Origin of the sequence: Staphylococcus condimenti (assembly GCF_001618885.1) — a bacterium.
Lineage (GTDB): Bacteria > Bacillota > Bacilli > Staphylococcales > Staphylococcaceae > Staphylococcus > Staphylococcus condimenti.
Window position 1 is genome coordinate 1,834,925 of sequence record NZ_CP015114.1, and the last position, 16,808, is coordinate 1,851,732.

17 protein-coding genes and 2 pseudogenes are annotated in these 16,808 nt (G+C 34.7%); 12 read left to right on the forward strand and 7 right to left on the reverse strand.

Annotated elements, in window-relative coordinates:
- Positions 1 to 18: 18 nt before the first annotated feature.
- Entirely contained in the window at positions 19 to 480 is a 462-nt protein-coding gene (locus A4G25_RS09010; RefSeq protein ID WP_232011944.1) for a TetR-like C-terminal domain-containing protein, read from the reverse strand.
- Here A4G25_RS09010 and A4G25_RS12865 point away from each other — a divergent pair.
- A pseudogene (locus tag A4G25_RS12865) lies at positions 453 to 599 on the forward strand (hypothetical protein); the annotation flags it as partial. The gene A4G25_RS09010 and the pseudogene A4G25_RS12865 overlap by 28 nt on opposite strands.
- Here A4G25_RS12865 and A4G25_RS12870 read toward each other — a convergent pair.
- A pseudogene (locus A4G25_RS12870) lies at positions 591 to 916 on the reverse strand (IS6 family transposase); the annotation flags it as partial. The pseudogenes A4G25_RS12865 and A4G25_RS12870 overlap by 9 nt on opposite strands.
- Positions 917 to 1,378: 462 nt before the next feature.
- Between A4G25_RS12870 and A4G25_RS09015 the strand changes: the two are divergent.
- Positions 1,379 to 1,921, forward strand: coding sequence for a hypothetical protein (locus tag A4G25_RS09015; RefSeq protein ID WP_047130939.1), 543 nt, complete (start codon positions 1,379 to 1,381; stop codon positions 1,919 to 1,921).
- An 861-nt stretch (positions 1,922 to 2,782) separates the two neighbouring features.
- Here A4G25_RS09015 and A4G25_RS13155 read toward each other — a convergent pair.
- Together A4G25_RS13155 and A4G25_RS09030 are read right to left on the reverse strand one after the other, a co-directional pair.
- A complete protein-coding gene (locus tag A4G25_RS13155) occupies positions 2,783 to 2,959 on the reverse strand; it encodes a hypothetical protein (RefSeq protein WP_186304744.1) in 177 nt (58 codons plus the stop codon).
- 163 nt (positions 2,960 to 3,122) lie between these two features.
- Complete coding sequence (locus A4G25_RS09030) at positions 3,123 to 3,569, reverse strand: very short patch repair endonuclease (RefSeq protein ID WP_047130936.1); 447 nt, start codon at positions 3,567 to 3,569, stop codon at positions 3,123 to 3,125.
- 683 nt (positions 3,570 to 4,252) lie between these two features.
- Between A4G25_RS09030 and A4G25_RS09035 the strand changes: the two genes are divergently transcribed.
- The 3 genes from A4G25_RS09035 (at position 4,253) to tenA (ending at position 6,321) form a co-directional block, all read left to right on the forward strand.
- Positions 4,253 to 4,729 (forward strand): TspO/MBR family protein, encoded by a 477-nt coding sequence (locus tag A4G25_RS09035; RefSeq protein ID WP_047130935.1) that lies wholly within the window; start codon positions 4,253 to 4,255, stop codon positions 4,727 to 4,729.
- 27 nt (positions 4,730 to 4,756) lie between these two features.
- Complete coding sequence (locus A4G25_RS09040; RefSeq protein WP_047130934.1) at positions 4,757 to 5,611, forward strand: patatin-like phospholipase family protein; 855 nt, start codon at positions 4,757 to 4,759, stop codon at positions 5,609 to 5,611.
- An 86-nt stretch (positions 5,612 to 5,697) separates the two neighbouring features.
- The gene (gene tenA, locus A4G25_RS09045; protein ID WP_047130961.1) at positions 5,698 to 6,321 is read left to right on the forward strand and encodes a thiaminase II; all 624 of its coding nucleotides are present in this window, start codon (positions 5,698 to 5,700) and stop codon (positions 6,319 to 6,321) included.
- A gap of 172 nt (positions 6,322 to 6,493) precedes the next feature.
- On the opposite strand, the gene A4G25_RS09050 is transcribed toward tenA, so the two are convergent.
- Complete coding sequence (locus A4G25_RS09050) at positions 6,494 to 7,579, reverse strand: amidohydrolase family protein (protein ID WP_047130933.1); 1,086 nt, start codon at positions 7,577 to 7,579, stop codon at positions 6,494 to 6,496.
- Positions 7,580 to 7,836: 257 nt separating this feature from the next.
- On the opposite strand from A4G25_RS09050, the gene A4G25_RS09055 reads away from it, so the two are divergent.
- The 5 genes from A4G25_RS09055 (at position 7,837) to A4G25_RS09075 (ending at position 12,312) form a co-directional block, all read left to right on the forward strand.
- On the forward strand, positions 7,837 to 8,400 hold the full coding sequence (locus A4G25_RS09055) for a biotin transporter BioY (protein ID WP_047130932.1): 564 nt from the start codon (positions 7,837 to 7,839) through the stop codon (positions 8,398 to 8,400).
- Positions 8,381 to 9,055 carry a dethiobiotin synthase gene (bioD, locus tag A4G25_RS09060; RefSeq protein WP_047130931.1) on the forward strand — a complete coding sequence of 225 codons (675 nt, stop codon included), beginning with the start codon at positions 8,381 to 8,383 and terminating at the stop codon, positions 9,053 to 9,055. The genes A4G25_RS09055 and bioD overlap by 20 nt, the downstream gene beginning before the upstream one ends.
- Positions 9,048 to 10,406 carry an adenosylmethionine--8-amino-7-oxononanoate transaminase gene (gene bioA / locus A4G25_RS09065; protein ID WP_047130930.1) on the forward strand — a complete coding sequence of 453 codons (1,359 nt, stop codon included), beginning with the start codon at positions 9,048 to 9,050 and terminating at the stop codon, positions 10,404 to 10,406. Before bioD ends, bioA begins: the two co-directional genes overlap by 8 nt.
- A 177-nt stretch (positions 10,407 to 10,583) precedes the next feature.
- The gene (locus tag A4G25_RS09070) at positions 10,584 to 11,579 is read left to right on the forward strand and encodes a hypothetical protein (protein ID WP_052766723.1); all 996 of its coding nucleotides are present in this window, start codon (positions 10,584 to 10,586) and stop codon (positions 11,577 to 11,579) included.
- Between the two features lie 187 nt (positions 11,580 to 11,766).
- Complete coding sequence (locus A4G25_RS09075) at positions 11,767 to 12,312, forward strand: hypothetical protein (protein WP_141755887.1); 546 nt, start codon at positions 11,767 to 11,769, stop codon at positions 12,310 to 12,312.
- A gap of 57 nt (positions 12,313 to 12,369) precedes the next feature.
- Here A4G25_RS09075 and A4G25_RS09080 read toward each other — a convergent pair whose 3' ends face one another.
- On the reverse strand, positions 12,370 to 13,515 hold the full coding sequence (locus A4G25_RS09080) for a hypothetical protein (RefSeq protein ID WP_047130929.1): 1,146 nt from the start codon (positions 13,513 to 13,515) through the stop codon (positions 12,370 to 12,372).
- Between the two features lie 141 nt (positions 13,516 to 13,656).
- Between A4G25_RS09080 and A4G25_RS09085 the strand changes: the two genes are divergently transcribed.
- Positions 13,657 to 13,842 carry a hypothetical protein gene (locus A4G25_RS09085; RefSeq protein WP_047130928.1) on the forward strand — a complete coding sequence of 62 codons (186 nt, stop codon included), beginning with the start codon at positions 13,657 to 13,659 and terminating at the stop codon, positions 13,840 to 13,842.
- Between the two features lie 133 nt (positions 13,843 to 13,975).
- On the opposite strand, the gene A4G25_RS09090 is transcribed toward A4G25_RS09085, so the two are convergent.
- Positions 13,976 to 14,680, reverse strand: a complete 705-nt coding sequence (locus A4G25_RS09090; protein WP_047130927.1) for an SDR family oxidoreductase — start codon at positions 14,678 to 14,680, stop codon at positions 13,976 to 13,978.
- 404 nt (positions 14,681 to 15,084) lie between these two features.
- Between A4G25_RS09090 and A4G25_RS09095 the strand changes: the two genes are divergently transcribed.
- Complete coding sequence (locus A4G25_RS09095) at positions 15,085 to 16,698, forward strand: FMN-binding glutamate synthase family protein (RefSeq protein ID WP_047130926.1); 1,614 nt, start codon at positions 15,085 to 15,087, stop codon at positions 16,696 to 16,698.
- The last annotated feature ends 110 nt before the right edge of the window (positions 16,699 to 16,808 follow it).

Here is a 16,808-nt window from a genome sequence, read left to right on the forward strand (position 1 = left end):
AGACAACAATAACTGTAATTATTTTTCTAAGTAACTTGCGGGACCTTCTGTAATAATCAATAAAAAGTGGTGGATAAGTACATCTTCTGAGATGCGATCATCATCTAATATCCAATGACGAATTAGTGAGATACCTGCACCTGCCACATAACTCATGAAATAAGAGAAAGGAAAATCACCAATTGTACCGTCTCGGTCAATGTAATTAGATAAATGATTGTAGAGTAGTTGGTATAACTTCTCTTGCATCATGGAAGCACTGCCTATTTGGAACATCGCATGATAAAAAGACATATTGTCACCGACATGGTGGACTAGATAGGATATCAGTGTATGAATCATATCTGCTGGTTTTCTATCTTCCGTTTGATACTGTTGTGATATAAAATCTTGGATTTGATTGATAGAATCATTTTCCATTTGATCTAATAAATCTAGTTTATCAACATAATATGCATAAACAAATGTTAGGAAATCCAAAACTAAATGTAACTCCGATTGAAGATATTAAAGTAGGTAAAAACAATATTGTTGTAGATAGCATCCAATATGGTAACCAAGAAATGATTATGGAAAAAGACGTACCCGTTAAAATGAAAGGCAGAATGATTATCTCGTTTCTTACGTAACCAAATATCTAATGTATGACCCGCTGCATCAATGGCACGATATAAATAGCTCCATTTCCTTTTATTTTGATATATGTCTCATCAACACGTAATTTATAATAAGGTTTTTTATGCTTTTTCTTCCAAATTTGATACAAAATTGGAGTATATTCTTGAACCCAACGATAAACTGTTGAATGATGAAAGTTTACGCCATGTTCCTTTAATATTTCAGATATATCACGATAACTAAGCGCGTATCTTAGATAGTAGCCAACGGCTACAGTTATGAAGTCCTTAAAATCAATTTTACAACAGAACTGGAATTAGAACCTTAGCTATGCTAAGTGACATATAGTGTCATTGTTCTCCTTTATCCTGTTGCAATAGAATACGGCAAATTATAGAGTGATTTTATACTATATATGCATGATTTTTATTTATAGTATTTTGGTTTTTAGAACGACGCAAATTGATTAAATAACCTTTTAAAATCCAAAATAAAATTGCACATTTGTTTTTGATTATAAAGCGTACTAATAACAACAAAGAAGCTCCTAATAAGCCCCATGAACTTATTAAGAGCTATCATTCAACTAATTACAGAATATAAGTTAACTAACTCTGTAAGAGAAGGCATAGTGCCTTTTTCACTACACTTTAATTATAACAGGCAGAAGCATTTAGACCAATAAAGCAACAATATGATATATTATATATCGGAATTTTTATTAAGAGATTGTTTAAATTCTGCATAAGGAGTTTTTACAATGTATAAAAACATAAGAAAAATTGCTACTGCTACTATTGCGGCTTCTCTTTTAATGGGACCAGTATATTTTACGATAGAATCAGGTAAAGCTAATGCTGAAACTGTTAAAGCAGTTGATGAAGAAATGAAACAAAGAGAAGAAATTGGAAATGCTTTGATAGAAAGTATTGAAGAAAATAAAAGTTCTTTTAAAGATCCTAATGAAGCTGAGATTTTAAAAACTAAGGCTAAGCAATATAGAGATGGAGTTGCAGAAAGAGGAAGAGCAACGATAGCTGCTAAAGCTGGAGCTAAATCTATTAAAGCTGTAGTTAATAAAGTTGGACAAAAAGCTTGGGATAACATAATTAAGCAAGTAGAAAAGAGAACAGGTACCCAATTAGTTGTCCTTCATTATCAATCTATAAATAAATTTTGTGATTATTTGACTGGATTTGAAGGGAAATTATCCGATGGTATAACTGAATACTTAGTACAAAATGGATTTAATCGTCAAATAGCAGGTGTTATAGCAAGAGTATTTATTGGTGTGGTTCTGTAATTATGAATAAGAAAAGAAAGATATATTTATTTTTGCTTATAATTACAGCTCTTGCCTTTTTTATTTTGCCTCAAATAACAGGTAACTATGATATCAAAACTAGATCATTTGGTATTATTCCTTTTGTTTTCTTTGTTTTATTTATATTTAGTTCTGATAAGAAATCTGATAGAAGAAAGCATTAAGGATTTAATGTGGAAAGCCCCGTTCATAAACGGGACTTTCCACATTTTTTGAAATGAGTTTATTCTTGTCTTGATACGCTCCTGTTGCAACGTCAGAAAAAATATAGCTAATCACCATTTTATCATGCCAGTGTTCTCTTAATTGACCAATATGTGGCTAATTTCTTGGCACGGCGAAAATCCCAGATTGTAGTGAACCCCAAAAAAGTTGAACTTTTGGTTAAACTATTTCTTTTAAGGCAAGCTTTCTTTTTAACACATGGTCAATGCTTTCTTGTTACTGATACACCAATAAATATCAAGGTGCAAATCAAAAACATTAGTAAGTAAAATATTTTCTCGATAACAAAATTCGATATTAGATTTTCATTTGTTATTATTATCAAGTCCACTAAAAAAAGCAGGATGATAATAGCAGAATAAATTTTATTCTTAATCAGCATAATAAACTCCTTGTTGCTTTATTTCATTTTCTCTATTTGCCGATGATGCTGCGATCTTTAATAATCCGAAAGCTAAACAATCGGTTGATTTGATAGCTTGACACTATCCGATCGCTGCCGCTTTTAGTCTAATTAAGGGCTCTCATCGCCAAATAGATTTTCTCGGCATAAATGCGATTACCTGTCACAGTATAATTTTCTAAATGTCTAACAACATACCTCAAACAAAAATATTATTTCCCTTTTTTCTCTTTATTGTTTTTACTAAGAACAATTCCTACTATCACTGCTATTAAAGGTAATAATAAAGATTTATCAAGCTCAAAGTCCCCTCCAAAAATAAAAATAATCCCATTAAATATAATTAGACCTATTATATAATATATTATAAATAAATATATTATTTTCATAAACACACCTTTCTAAATAATGGAAATAAGTTGTATTGTGGCTCTTAATAAGTTTATCAGGCTTATTAAGAGCTTTCTTGTTATTATTCAAATCAACATCACTTCAAATAATCGTGCAAACTTAAAATTCTGTATATAATCGTTTACAGCAACACATTCGGTATTATTTTTGTTTCTCTTTTTCCATTTGTTTTTTATTTTGTTCAATCGCTTCTAAAACCTGGTTGACACAACCGTCCATATCTTTGAAAACTTCATGCTTTTCCCAGAAACGAATGACAGTATAACCCATGTCTTTAAGTTTTTGATTCACTTCCTGATCACGTTCCATATTGCGCTCTAGTTTTGGAATCCAATAGTCTCTATTTGTATGGATATGTTTCTTTTTAACGTTTTCCCAATCATAGCCATGCCAAAATTCACCATCGACAAATACGAGTACCTTATATTTAGTAATCGCAATATCCGGGGAGCCAGGAAGTTTTTTATAATTTTTGAAATAACGTACGCCTTCATGCCATAAAGCTTTCGCAAGCTGAGTTTCTGCTTTTCCGCCAGTAGCACGTATTTTTGACATCATTTTTGAACGATAAGCTTTAGATTCAGCCACATCAATTCACCTCTGATTCGTATTGCTGCTTCAATACTTATTCCCGAGAACCTGCAGCACTATGCAGCTGAAAGCTATTAGAACCGATGAAAAATTAACATTAAACTGATGAATATGATGATGGAAAGACCTGCACCAGAAATAATACTGAAAACTATTTTAGATGTCGTTGTTTTAGTGAATTTTTGTGTAATAAAGCTGCTAATAAACACTCCAATCAGTACGGATAACCCTGAGATTAAACCATCTAAATTCAATTCTCTAACCTCTCTTATACTATAAAGTAATATATAATTTTAGCTTATCACAAACGTTCAACATTTAAGAATGCCGATACGTTTTGAAGCTAGTTTGAAAACTCATAGTTTGCACGTTAATGAACGAGTTAGGCATCCTTTTCCTTTAAATCAAAAAGTTATTTTAAAATAAAATCACAAGATACTGGAGGTGAAAACATGCTTGATCAAATCATTGTATTAATCAAACAACTTTTAGCAAACTTCGTATCTGGCGGCAAACAAGATATCAAATAATCATTAATTAAGATGGGCAGTCTGCAATTGCGGACTGCTTTTTTGTTCTTCAGAGAAAAAGGATAAGATGGTTAATTTATGAGTCCGCTTTAAGAAAAGTAATATAGGGGTATATGTGAAATAATGAAAAGAAACGGGAGGTTAATTATAATGAATAAGCCATTAAAGGTTTTTAGAAATATTGTGCATCTCGCTACGCCGATAGTAGGCGGTACACTGATTGGGCGTTATGCGACACAAAATGCACGTCAAGATTATCAAAAAGAACAAAATCCTCCGCTGTCACCACCAGGTATCACTTTTCCAATTGTATGGTCAGGCTTATATATTGCGATGGGTATTGCGTATACGGTCGCTCGCGATGCGAGTAAAGATAAATCAATTCCGATTTTACACTATACACAGTTAGGTTTGAATTTTTTATGGTCTATTTTATATTTCAGATATAAGTTGAGAGGGGCAGCGCTTATTGAAAGCTATGCACTTTTTTCAGCTGTAATTATAACTGCTGTTCAATTTTATAAAGCTAATAAATTCAGCGGACTAATTATGATTCCTTATGCAATGTGGTGTGCGTTTGCGAGTTATCTTGCAACAGGAAGTTGGCTTTTAAATAAAGAAGAATAATAATCATAACTAAAGGGAGTAGATTTGATGACGACAAGATCAGTAATTTTAGGCGCAGGCGGTCAATTTGGTATGGCCTGGGAAATTGGTTATTTAAGAGGACTTGCAGACAAAGGCGTAAGTTTAAGAGACGCTAATGAATTTGTAGGTACGTCTGCAGGAGCGCAAGTAGGAACAGTCATTTCATCTGATGCGGATTGGGATACGATTTGGGAAGAGCAATTGAATTATGAGCGAGAAGAAGCCAACCCGTTAACAGATGAGGATTTAGCAGATTTATTTCAAAAGTTCGATTCGATTGCGCGTGAAGCACGTACGATTGAAGAATGGATTAATAATGTAAGTGAGTTGGCCATGCATCCGAAAGTAGACCTACCTGAGACGGAACGCTTGAATATGATTCGAAATAGTCTAGGCAATGCTGTTTCTGGATGGACAAAGGGTTTGAAAATTGTAGTTACAGAAGTTGAAACAAACCAAAGACGTGTCTTTGATAAAGATACAGATGTACCACTTGTAAAAGCAATCGCTGCAAGCAGTGCCTTTCAAGGTGCTTATCCGACAATTCAAATTGATGGTAATCATTATTATGACGGCGGCTCATATTCAATGGAAAACCCTGATATCAGTGATGCTGACAAAGTGGTAGTGCTTACTGCTGATTTACCGGTATTAACTCCATTTTCACTATCTGAACTGATTGAAAAAATGGAAGAACGCGGTCAAAGTGTGCATCTGGTTAAGCCTAGCAAAGAGGTCATGCAAATTCTTGCAAAGTATGATAATAATACAATGAATGGTGCAATGCGCAAAGAAGTTGCAGAAGCAGCCAGAAAACAAGGACAACAAGATGTAGATGCAATTTATGCATTCTGGCACTAATATTTAAACATCATAAGGAGGATAAGAATTTGGCAAAATTTACAGATCGATTGTACGAACGTGTAGAACCTATTTGGGCTTCTTATATGGAACATCCATTCATCAAGGGGTTAGAAGATGGCAGTTTGGATGAAGAAAAATTCAAGCATTGGTTGAAGCAGGACTATATTTATTTAATAGAATATGCACGTCTTTTTGCAATTGGTGCAGCAAAAGCAACAGACTTAAATATGATGTCGACATATGCTTCTTTAATGGATGGGACATTGAATACGGAAATGAATTTGCATCGTGATTATGCACGTAAGTTTGGAATTAATGAAGCGGAACTAGAACAGACAGAACCTGCTGAAGTAACGACAGCTTATACAAGTTATATGTTGAATATGGCTCAAATCGGCGGTGTTGAAAATGTGATTGCTGCGATTTTAACATGTACTTGGAGTTATAATTATATCGGCTTGAAACTTGCAGAAAAAGAAGGCGCAAAAAATCATGCGGGTTATAGAGAATGGATTGAGATGTATTCTTCAGATGAATTTACACAGTTTAAAGAAGACTGTGTTGATTTAATGAATGAAGTAACAGAAGGACGTTCTGAAAAAGATTTAAAACGTTTAGAAGATATTGTAGTTAAAACCAGCTACTATGAATATAAATTCTGGGACATGGCTGAAAATCTTGAAACATGGGATGTACCAGTGAAGTAAAATAACAGGGAGTTTGCTCTACTAACAGTTTTGTTAGTAGAGTTTTTTAGATTAGTTTAATGTAAGTTACTAATGTTATTTAAAAGACTCATTACCATTGATATAAAAAAGGCGCCATAACCATTCCAAATGGTTATGACGTCTTTTTAAATGTTTAAATTAAGAATAACAATTATCTATTATGCTTATTCAGCAACTCAACTGCATTGGTACTGAAGATATGTTGTTTTTCTTTATCTGTGAAGTAGTCTGTCTCTCTAATATTTTTCTCCATTTCAGCAATCCATCTATCCGGCGCAAAGTGTGCATCTGAACCAAAATGGAAATGGGAAATATCTGTCACTTCTTTAATACTCGCGAATGTTGAATCACCAGTTGAAAGAGCTGTATCGTAATGGAATTTTCTAATATAGTATGCGGCTGGTTGTGATAATGACGACCAGCGTCTAACGATGTGCGCGTAATTTTTAAACATTTTAGTGTAACGAAGAGGGTGTTTTAAGAACTCTTTTACAAAGCCGCCTTTTCCTTTTCTCATAATCATATCCACACGGTTTAAAGGATCTTCAAGAATATATTGTTCTGTTTTCAATGTTTCATCGATGCGCCATTCTAAATAAGGTAAAACACCGCCGGCATGTGCCAAAATAAAATCAATATTTGGATAACGTTCTAAAGTTCCACTTAGTATCAAGTTATTGGCAGCACGTGTTGTGTTGAATGTGAATTCTTCGATAAAATCTGTTGGAATATACTCTGGCGGTACAAATTCTTTTTCGCTCGCACTAGGGTGAATGAAAACTACCGCATTTTTTTCGTGCAATAACTTCATAACTTTTTCAAACTTATCATTTCCTAAAAATTCTTCGCCATAGTTGGAATAAAGACCAACCCCATCTAATTTCAAGACGTCTAAAGCGTATTCAATTTCTTTTAAGCTCTCTTTAACATGAGGCATAGGAAGTAATGCGAAACTTTTAAAACGACCTGGATAATCTTTCTTAAGCTGTGCTTGGTATTCATTTACTTTACGTGCCACTTTTGCGGCATGTCGTTTTTTTAAAGGCATTGTGCCTGGTTCTGAAATAGATGTAACCCCTACATCAATATTTAATTCATCCATCATTTTAATGCTGTCTTCTGGTACCCAGTCTTTTATAGGAAATCCGCCAGCTGTAGAAACACCGGCTTTTTTAAGCTCATCTTTATAAGGCTTTGGAATAATATGATGATGTACATCAACGATTTGTCCTGCCATAATCTCAACTTCCTTTCGTCATTAAATTGATTGATACTATCAACTAATTATATATGTATCTATTCACGTAATTTGAAAGGATAAAACACAAAGAAACCTGAAAGATTTTAAAGAAAGAGAAAAAGCTTCTAAATTAATCCTCTTTAGTAAAGTTATAACTCATAGCAAATTATTCACCTTTTTAAATGTAAACTTTTTAAAATTAAAAGTTTACATTTGGCGTTTGAAATAATAATATAAGTTTGGGGGTGAACATCATGAAAACACGAGAACTTGTTCTCATTAGTTTATTTACAGCTTTAACCATTATTTCGAGTATGCTGCATTTTACACTAGGGCCGATACCTTTTTCTCTGCAAATTGTAGTGGTATTTATCGTTGCTCATTTATTTAGTGTAAGAGTAGCGTTTTGGAGCCAAGCGCTTTATGTCATTATGGGACTGATCGGCTTGCCTGTCTTTGCGAGCGGAGGTGGTCTTTTTTATGTAATAAAGCCTACATTCGGTTTCTTAATTGGCTTTGTTGTCGCAGCACTAGTGATGTCTTTATTGAAGCAACGTTTAACAAACAGTAATTTTATCAATACGTTTGCTATCAATATGGTCGGTACAGTCATTATTTACATATTCGGCTGTGTTTATTTTTATTTCATTATGAATTTTGTGGCAAACACACCGATTACAGTTAATCAGACATTCACTAGTATTGTCTTATTAAGTGCACCTGGAGATATTATCTTAGGCGGTGTTACAGCAATATTAATTTTACGCTTAGAAAAAATCATGAAGGGGAGCGGGATGTATGAAGGTCTTCGTCACTAGCACTGGAACAGATGTTGGAAAAACATATGTTACTTTGCTAATTTATCAAGCTTTAAGCAAAGCAGGATATAACGTTGGCATCTATAAACCATTTCAAACAGAAGAACAAGAACCAGGGGTATATCCAGATTTAGAAGAATATAAAAAAGCGAGCGGTCTCACTTATGATGAAACGTCATTATATACGTTTCATGAGCCTGTATCGCCTCATTTAGGTTTCAAACTTGAACCTGAACAACAATTGAATAAAGAAAGCGTGATTGAAAAAGCTGAGGCGCTTAATCAAAAATATGACATTCTATTAATTGAAGGCGCCGGTGGCTTAGGCGTTCCTATTTATGAGGATGATAACGGCTTTTATATGACTGAGGATTTAATCAAAGATACGGCAGACAAGGTTTTAAGTGTAGTTCCTTCTAAACTTGGTGCTATCAGCGATATTATTATGCATCAGTATTTTTTAAACCAGCATCATTTACCAGGAAATATTTTGGTTATGAATCGTTTCGATGACTCTATGATTGCACAAGACAATCACGAAACGTTAGAGCGTTATTTAAACCGCTCAATTTTCACTTTGACAGAAGGGGCAAATGTCTCAGAAGTCCCTGATGAATTATTACATAGTTTAATAAGGGGTGGCATAAATGAATAAAACAGAATTAATACAAGATGACCATGATTATGTATGGCATCCTTTTACACAAATGGGTGTCTATTCAGAAGCAGATCCAATTATTATTGAACGTGGGGAAGGCAGTTACCTTTACGATGTAAACGGCAAAGCGTATCTCGATGGTTATGCTTCTTTATGGGTGAACGTTCACGGCCATAATAATGCGCGGTTGAATGCTGCGATTAATGAGCAGCTTGGTAAAATAGCACATTCTACTCTGCTCGGATCTTCAAATGTACCGTCAATCGAACTTGCAAAGCGTTTAATAGAAATTACACCAAGCAATTTACGGAAAGTGTTCTACTCGGATACGGGAAGTGCTTCTGTAGAAATTGCGATTAAAATGGCTTACCAATATTGGAAAAATAAAGATCCTGAAAAGTATGCCTCAAAAAAGAAATTCCTAACACTTAAAAGCGGCTATCATGGAGATACTATAGGTGCAGTAAGTGTCGGGGGCATTGATGCTTTTCATGCGATTTTCAAAGATTTAATTTTTGAAAACATACAAGTTGGCTGTCCTTCTGTATTTAAATCAGATTATGAAACAGAAGCAGAGTTAATTGACGGTATAACCGCTGAAATACGAGAAATATTAGAAAAACAAAGTGAAGAAATATGTGGCTTTGTTGTTGAACCTTTAGTACAAGGAGCAACTGGATTATACACACAACCTGTACAATTTTTAAAGGAAGTCGAAAAATTGTGCCGAGAATTCGGTATTTTATTAATTGTAGATGAAGTGGCAACAGGATTTGGCCGCACGGGTACTATGTTTGCATGTGAACGTGCAGATGTAAATCCAGATATTATGTGTTTGGCTAAAGGGATTACAGGCGGCTATTTACCACTTGCGGCTACACTGACTTCGCAAGAAGTATACGATGCTTTCTTAAGCGGCAGTCATGCAGAGAAGACTTTCTTCCACGGTCATACGTATACTGGCAACCAAGTGACATGTTCTGCTGCTATTGAAAACTTGAATTTATTCGAAGAAACTAATTTGATTGCACACATTGAGAAAACATCAGCATTATTGAAAAGTGAACTAGAAGCATTAAGTGACTTAGATTATGTAGGTAATATTCGAGGTTACGGATTAATGTATGGAGTGGAACTGGTAGATCCGGAAAATACAGAAAAGCCGCTATCCATACCGACAGTTGAAAAAATTATTCAAACATGCAAAGAAAATGGTTTGATGATTCGTAATTTAGAAAATGTAATTACGTTTGTACCTGTATTGAATATGAGCGAAACAGAAATTAAAAAAATGACAGATATTTTTAAACGAGCTTTAAACCATGTGATGCATGAAACAAAAGTTTGATTAAAAAACACCTCTTATGACCATAAAATAGAGTTATAAGAGGTTTGTTTTTTGAACATACTTAAAACTTTACAAATTTTATTGCTAAAAGCATATAAATGATATAAAAGTTGTATGCCATTGTGTATACTACAGATAAAGTATAACAATCCACAAATAGATAACGGAGGTTATGGAATGAAATTGAGATATCTGACTGCTGGTTTACTAGCATCAACTTTATTATTGACGGCGTGTGGACAAGGGGAAAAAAACGAAGATACAAAATCAGAAAGCAAGTCTGATTCAGGAAACAAAAATGACGGATCAGGGTTCAGCAATTCAAGTAAGAAAGATGATAGTAATTCAAGCTCTGAACATTCATCATCACATTCTGATTCAAAAGACAATTCTAATTCAAACGATGATAGTTCGAATAGTGATAGTTCTGAAAATGAAGATACCAACAGTCCTCAGTATTTAGCTAAAGTTTGGGCAGCGGCATTGCCTGCATATAGAGATACAGGCAGAGGACAATTTGATGATATAACGATTACACATTATGATGTGTCGGGTAACGTGCTTAATCCATATAACGCAAATAATACAGTGAAGTTTCCTGAAGGCACACAAACACTCTCTGGTTCGCCGACTGCAGCAGGTAGTGTAACTTATAGCAATAATGGAGACGGTACGATTAATGTATACAGCGTACCAACACACTTTCATGATCATGAATGGTTAGAGGATCCAGAGTTCAGTCAAAGTGAATCAGAACGAATTATGGATAATCCAAAAGTTGTAAAATTATATGATGACAATCAATCTGCTTTAGATGAGATTGCTTCTAAGATAGAAGAAGGCGGACATCTTAAAGAAGATATTGTAAATTATAATGGAAGCGACAGTTTGAGTAGTTCGGAAGACTCCGACAGTTCTAGTGAAGATGATTCATCTTCAGATGACAGCAGTTCTTCTGAAGAAGTCACTCGTGAAAATGTGATTGATAAAGTTGAAGAATATGAAGGTCATAACCTAGATACGAGTACTTACACATATAAAGAACCTGAACAAAAAAGCGATGGCAGCTGGGGCTTCTCATTTGATGATAAAGAGGGCAACTTAGCAGGTTCATATATTGTAGATCCCGATGGTAATGTCACTGAATATGATGCAGATGGAAATGAAGTTTAATATTAAATTAATAAAGTAACACAAATGCCTTAGCGACCGTACTCAATCGTGTTTTATTTCTGAATTAAGGGAACTTTTTCAAAATATTTTGTTATTTTACACATATTTTGTATCTGAGCGTGTATAGTACTAATAAGCAACATGTTTTCGAAACTTTTTCCAAAACGAGATAAAACAGGAGGTCAGTATGATGTTCAAATATGTAGCGGCTGGGGTATTAGCCTCAACATTAGTTGTAACAGCATCCGGACAAGATGAAAAAGGCGAGAAGACGAGTGATAACGGAAATCTATTGCAAGCAGTAACGCAAGGTAACGTAGTAGAAGCTGGTGCAGTAACTACTACTGCTTACCAAAAAGAAATAGCCAAAGTTTGGTTAGCGGGATTACCGGATTATCAAAATAAAAACGTACCAAATGGTTTTGAAATTAATGTGAAAGATGTATCTGGCCAAGCAGTCAATCCGAATATGCCTGATGCGTCTGCAAAATATCCGCAAGGTACAAAAGCATTATATGGTAGTGCAAGTATTGATGGTCACGTTGTTTATAAAGAAAATGGTGATGGAACAATTAGTGTTTATGATTCACCGATGCACTTCTCTGGTCCAGATTGGGCAAGAGCAGATTATAACAAAACAGAGACTCAAAAAATTATCGATAATCCAAAAGTAGTTACACCTTATAACGGTGATGAAGCAACTATTTCTGCATATGCTTCTACAGTAAAATAATAGTCAGACATAAAGAAGCACCTATCCTTCAAGTGGTGAGAAGGATGGGTGCTTTTATTATTTTCGATATTGATTGAAATCAATAACGTTATTATTATTGTTAGATTGCGGAGGTTCGGTATGATTTGAATCCTCTTTTTCTGTTTCTAGTTGTTCGAACAACTTTGCTAAATCTTCTTCAGACTTAATTTTTCCATCCATTATTTGTGTAATGACTTGAGCAACTTCATCTTCATCATCTTCATCAAGTCCGATTAATTCAGCAATCATGTCGCGCATACCTTCATCTTGGCCAGCTTCAGCAAATGCTGCAATCGCATCTTCCACATTGTCAGGTGTTTTGTCTGTCATGGCTTGCAGCTTTTTCATTTGAGCCAATTCTTCATACATTTCTCTTTCTTCAGGTGAAACTAAATCTAACGGGTCGATACCTTTGAAGGTGAAGTATTCTTGTAAGAATTCGAATACATCTACAGGCATGTATAAAATATGAGATAATTCATCTTTACCGATAATAAAGACTTCTAAATCTAATTCTCCCATTTCGTCATAAGGAATGGTATTGCGATTTTCAATTATAAAGTAAGCGATAAGACCAAGAGCATCAGGACTTAAACGATCAAATAATTCAAATGGATCTTCCATAAATTTATCTTCGATTAAGTTGACAATGTAGTCCTCATTGCCTTTAGAGAAACCTTTGATTTTGAAAATACGGCAGATCTCTTTTAAATCTTTGACATAGAAATTATATAAATAATTTCGTAAATATAAATGTTCATACTCATAGCGTGCTTCTTCGGTGAAATGCATATCTATCAACATTTCCATTTCTTCATCATCTAATGGTGTTAATGGACGATACTTACCGCCTAAGACGTATCGATTATATTTATTTAAAAAATCCACATCAATATAATAGCTGTCTTTTTCTAGAGACATTAGATAGTTTGTTGTCATTAAATATTCCATTTCGTGTGCTTGTGTGCTTGGTAATGCAGGTGTATCTGTTTCTGATATAATTAAACCTTCAATCAATTGTTTTTCTGTGTTGGAAATATGTTTAGCAAACTCACGATAAATTTGTTCTTCCGGTACATTTCCAGAATGGCTTTTAGTAAAGTCTTTATCTTTATTGAAAGCTTCAATCGCAGCGAGAAGTTGAAGTTTATTGCCTTTAACGCTTAAAGGGAATCGTTCCAAAATAGGTCACCTCATGAATAGTAGATTTACTTTACACTACATTTTAACGTAATGTAGACGTATGACCTAATAATTACACTATTTTATTGGGAAATATGGTAAATTGATAGATAGAAATCCTGCAAACAAGGAGAACAAACAATGGATATGACAACTATCGTTTTTGCATTAATTATATTAGTAAGCTTTTTATTAACTAATATGATTTCCAATCGATTTATTAAATACAAAGACAGTACAGGTTTATTCCTGCTTACTCGTGTCGGTATTTTTATAGGTATCTATCTTGTTTTATTTGGTATATATTATTTATTATTCTTAACTTAAAAATACGATAAGTCTTTTGGAAAAGAAAGCCGGAAGTACAGACGAAACTGAGATGTTTATTTCTCAGCTTCCGAAGTGCTTCCGGTTTTTTATGGTTATACATTAAAATAAATTCTATTTTTAATTTTAATGTTTATACAGGTCGAACTGTAATTTCGTTTACATTAACATAGTCTGGTTGAGATAAAGCATACACAACAGCGTTTGCGATATCTTTAGGTTCTAGTTTTTTACGATCTTGCGGTTGATCATGACTTCTCGTTTCTGTGTCGACTGCACCAGGAGAGATGCTTGTTGCACGAATACCTGTTCTAGCAAGCTCTTTTTCTAAACCTTGTGTAATTGCATGAACTGCTGTTTTTGTAGCACTGTAGATAGTGCTGTATTTAGTCACTTCAAATCCTGAAATAGAAGCAATATTAAAAATGTGGCCGCTAGATTGCTGCTGGAAATGCGGCATTACAGCATTAATAGCATATAATAACCCTTTCACATTTACATCAATCATGTCATCCCATGCTTCAACTTGACCATCTGTAATTTTAGAAGACTTCATTTGGCCGGCACTGTTAACTAAAATATCGACATGTCCGAACTGTTCAATTGTTTGTTTCACGACATTATTGACTTCATCACGGTTGGTAACATCAGCAGCCATAATATCAAAATGCTTAGCACCTGATTTACGTAATTCTGCAGATACTGCTTCAAGTTTATCTTCACTGCGTGCCACTAATACTACTGTTGCACCTTCATTTGCTAGTTTCAGTGCGATTGCTTTACCAATGCCGCTGCTGGCGCCTGTAATGATGGCTACTTTTTTATAGATTTCAGTCATTTATACTCCGCCTTTCATTTTAATGAATTATCTCTACAATATCATAATACCTTTTCTGATATAGGACTAAGCAAGAGATAAGATTCGTTTCCTGGTGCTATATGGCAAAGTGGTGAAATGTATTGTTCAACAAATCATTAGATATTAACATTCAAAAATGAATAAGTATTTATTATAGAAGAAACACAACATATTGAAGTAAGTTTATATGGTTTTCGCAGAAAAGCTGTGAGTCCCATTCTGATAACATTTTACAATGATATTGAAGGCAAGAAATTGGTGATTAAGGATGAAACGCTTTCATTTTTATCGTACAATTGGGATACAATTAGATTGTGAACGCGTAAAGCGGTGAGGGTCGCTGATTGAAACGGGCAAGATATAGAGAGAAAGGGGAGTCTAATATGATTGTGCTTACAGTGCTTCAATTTATTATCAACACGATTTTAGTAGGTGCACTTTTAGCTGTTATTATCACAGCACTAGTTTTATTGTTTAAAGATAAAAGACAACAACAACATAGTGTATTAAGAAATTATCCAGTATTAGCTCGAGTTCGTTACTTTTTTGAAAAAATCGGACCGGAATTGCGTCAATATTTGTTTTCTGATGATACGAAAGGCAAACCGTTTTCTCGTAGTCAGTATACAAGCATTGTGAAAGCAGGAAAGTATAAATCTCGCATGGCAAGTTTCGGAACAGAGTACGATTATGAAGATGGGTTTTATGTTCAAAATACAATGTTTCCAAAACAAGCTTCAGAGTTGCGTATTGACCAAACAGGTATGATTTCAACTTTTATTTACAAAATTGATAATGAACGTTTGTTTGACCGCGAGGAACATCGCGTTGAAGATAAGGTAGATCCATTTTACTTATCTGATGAAGATGCAGTTGTACTCGGCGAAAACCTAGAACATCCATACAAAGTGAAACGTCTTGTGGGTCAATCTGGGATGAGTTATGGTGCATTAGGTGAAAATGCGATTACTGCATTGTCAATCGGCTTAGGACGTGCAGGTACTTGGATGAATACCGGTGAGGGCGGCTTATCCAATCACCATTTAAAAGGTGGCGGCGACATCATTTTCCAAATTGGGCCTGGATTATTTGGTGTGCGTACACCTGATGCGAAATTTGATCCTAAAGCATTCAAGACTTTAGCTAAAAGAGACCAAGTCAAGGCGTTTGAAATCAAATTAGCACAAGGCGCTAAAACACGTGGAGGCCACATGGAAGGTGAGAAAGTCACAGAAGAAATTGCGAAAATCCGCCATGTAGAACCTGGTAAAACAATTAATTCACCGAACCGTTTCGACTTCATTCATAATAATGATGATTTGTTGGATTTTGTGACAGAGCTTCAAGAAATGGGTCAAAAACCAGTAGGTTTCAAAATTGTAGTTAGTAAAGTAACAGAAATCGAAGAACTTGTTAAAACAATGGCAAAACGTAAAGAATATCCAAACTTTATCACAGTTGATGGTGGTGAAGGCGGTACTGGAGCAACATTCCAGGAATTACAAGATGGTGTTGGCTTACCATTATTTACTGCATTGCCAATTGTGTCTGGCATGCTGGAAAAATACGGTATACGCAATCATGTTAAAATCTTCGCTTCTGGTAAGTTAGTCACACCGGATAAAGTTGCGATCGCGCTTGGTTTAGGTGCAGATTTAGTCAATGTAGCACGAGGCATGATGATCAGTGTCGGCTGTATTATGAGTCAACAATGTCATATGAATACCTGCCCAGTTGGTGTAGCAACAACAAACCCTAAATTAGAAAAAGGTTTGATAGTGAGCGAGAAAAACTACCGTGTTACGAATTATATTACGAGCATGCATGAAGGCTTGTTTAATTTAGCAGCGGCGGTTGGCGTTGAAAGTCCGACTGAAATTACGCAAGACCATATCATTATTAAAGAAGGCGGCGGTTTGCGTACAATCGGTGATTATAAGTTGAAACTGATTGAAACAGGAAGAGAAGCAGAACGCCAAAGAGAATCAGCTTCATAAGTAAATATGATTAAGACAGACGTGAGGGCGTCTGTCTTTTTTATGCTTTTATAAAAAAGTAATCCTGTTATGTATGTCACTTGATAAAATTCACAAACAAACTTAAAGAC

Bases quoted from the DNA above. Each gene is read 5' to 3' on its own strand.
- A4G25_RS09015 (WP_047130939.1), top strand. From the start codon at position 1,379: ATGTATAAAAACATAAGAAAAATTGCTACTGCTACTATTGCGGCTTCT.
- A4G25_RS13155 (WP_186304744.1), bottom strand. From the start codon at position 2,959: ATGAAAATAATATATTTATTTATAATATATTATATAATAGGTCTAATT.
- A4G25_RS09035 (WP_047130935.1), top strand. From the start codon at position 4,253: ATGAATAAGCCATTAAAGGTTTTTAGAAATATTGTGCATCTCGCTACG.
- A4G25_RS09040 (WP_047130934.1), top strand. From the start codon at position 4,757: ATGACGACAAGATCAGTAATTTTAGGCGCAGGCGGTCAATTTGGTATG.
- tenA (WP_047130961.1), top strand. From the start codon at position 5,698: ATGGAACATCCATTCATCAAGGGGTTAGAAGATGGCAGTTTGGATGAA.
- A4G25_RS09050 (WP_047130933.1), bottom strand. From the start codon at position 7,579: ATGGCAGGACAAATCGTTGATGTACATCATCATATTATTCCAAAGCCT.
- A4G25_RS09055 (WP_047130932.1), top strand. From the start codon at position 7,837: ATGAAAACACGAGAACTTGTTCTCATTAGTTTATTTACAGCTTTAACC.
- bioD (WP_047130931.1), top strand. From the start codon at position 8,381: ATGAAGGTCTTCGTCACTAGCACTGGAACAGATGTTGGAAAAACATAT.
- bioA (WP_047130930.1), top strand. From the start codon at position 9,048: ATGAATAAAACAGAATTAATACAAGATGACCATGATTATGTATGGCAT.
- A4G25_RS09070 (WP_052766723.1), top strand. From the start codon at position 10,584: ATGAAATTGAGATATCTGACTGCTGGTTTACTAGCATCAACTTTATTA.
- A4G25_RS09075 (WP_141755887.1), top strand. From the start codon at position 11,767: ATGATGTTCAAATATGTAGCGGCTGGGGTATTAGCCTCAACATTAGTT.
- A4G25_RS09085 (WP_047130928.1), top strand. From the start codon at position 13,657: ATGGATATGACAACTATCGTTTTTGCATTAATTATATTAGTAAGCTTT.
- A4G25_RS09090 (WP_047130927.1), bottom strand. From the start codon at position 14,680: ATGACTGAAATCTATAAAAAAGTAGCCATCATTACAGGCGCCAGCAGC.
- A4G25_RS09095 (WP_047130926.1), top strand. From the start codon at position 15,085: ATGATTGTGCTTACAGTGCTTCAATTTATTATCAACACGATTTTAGTA.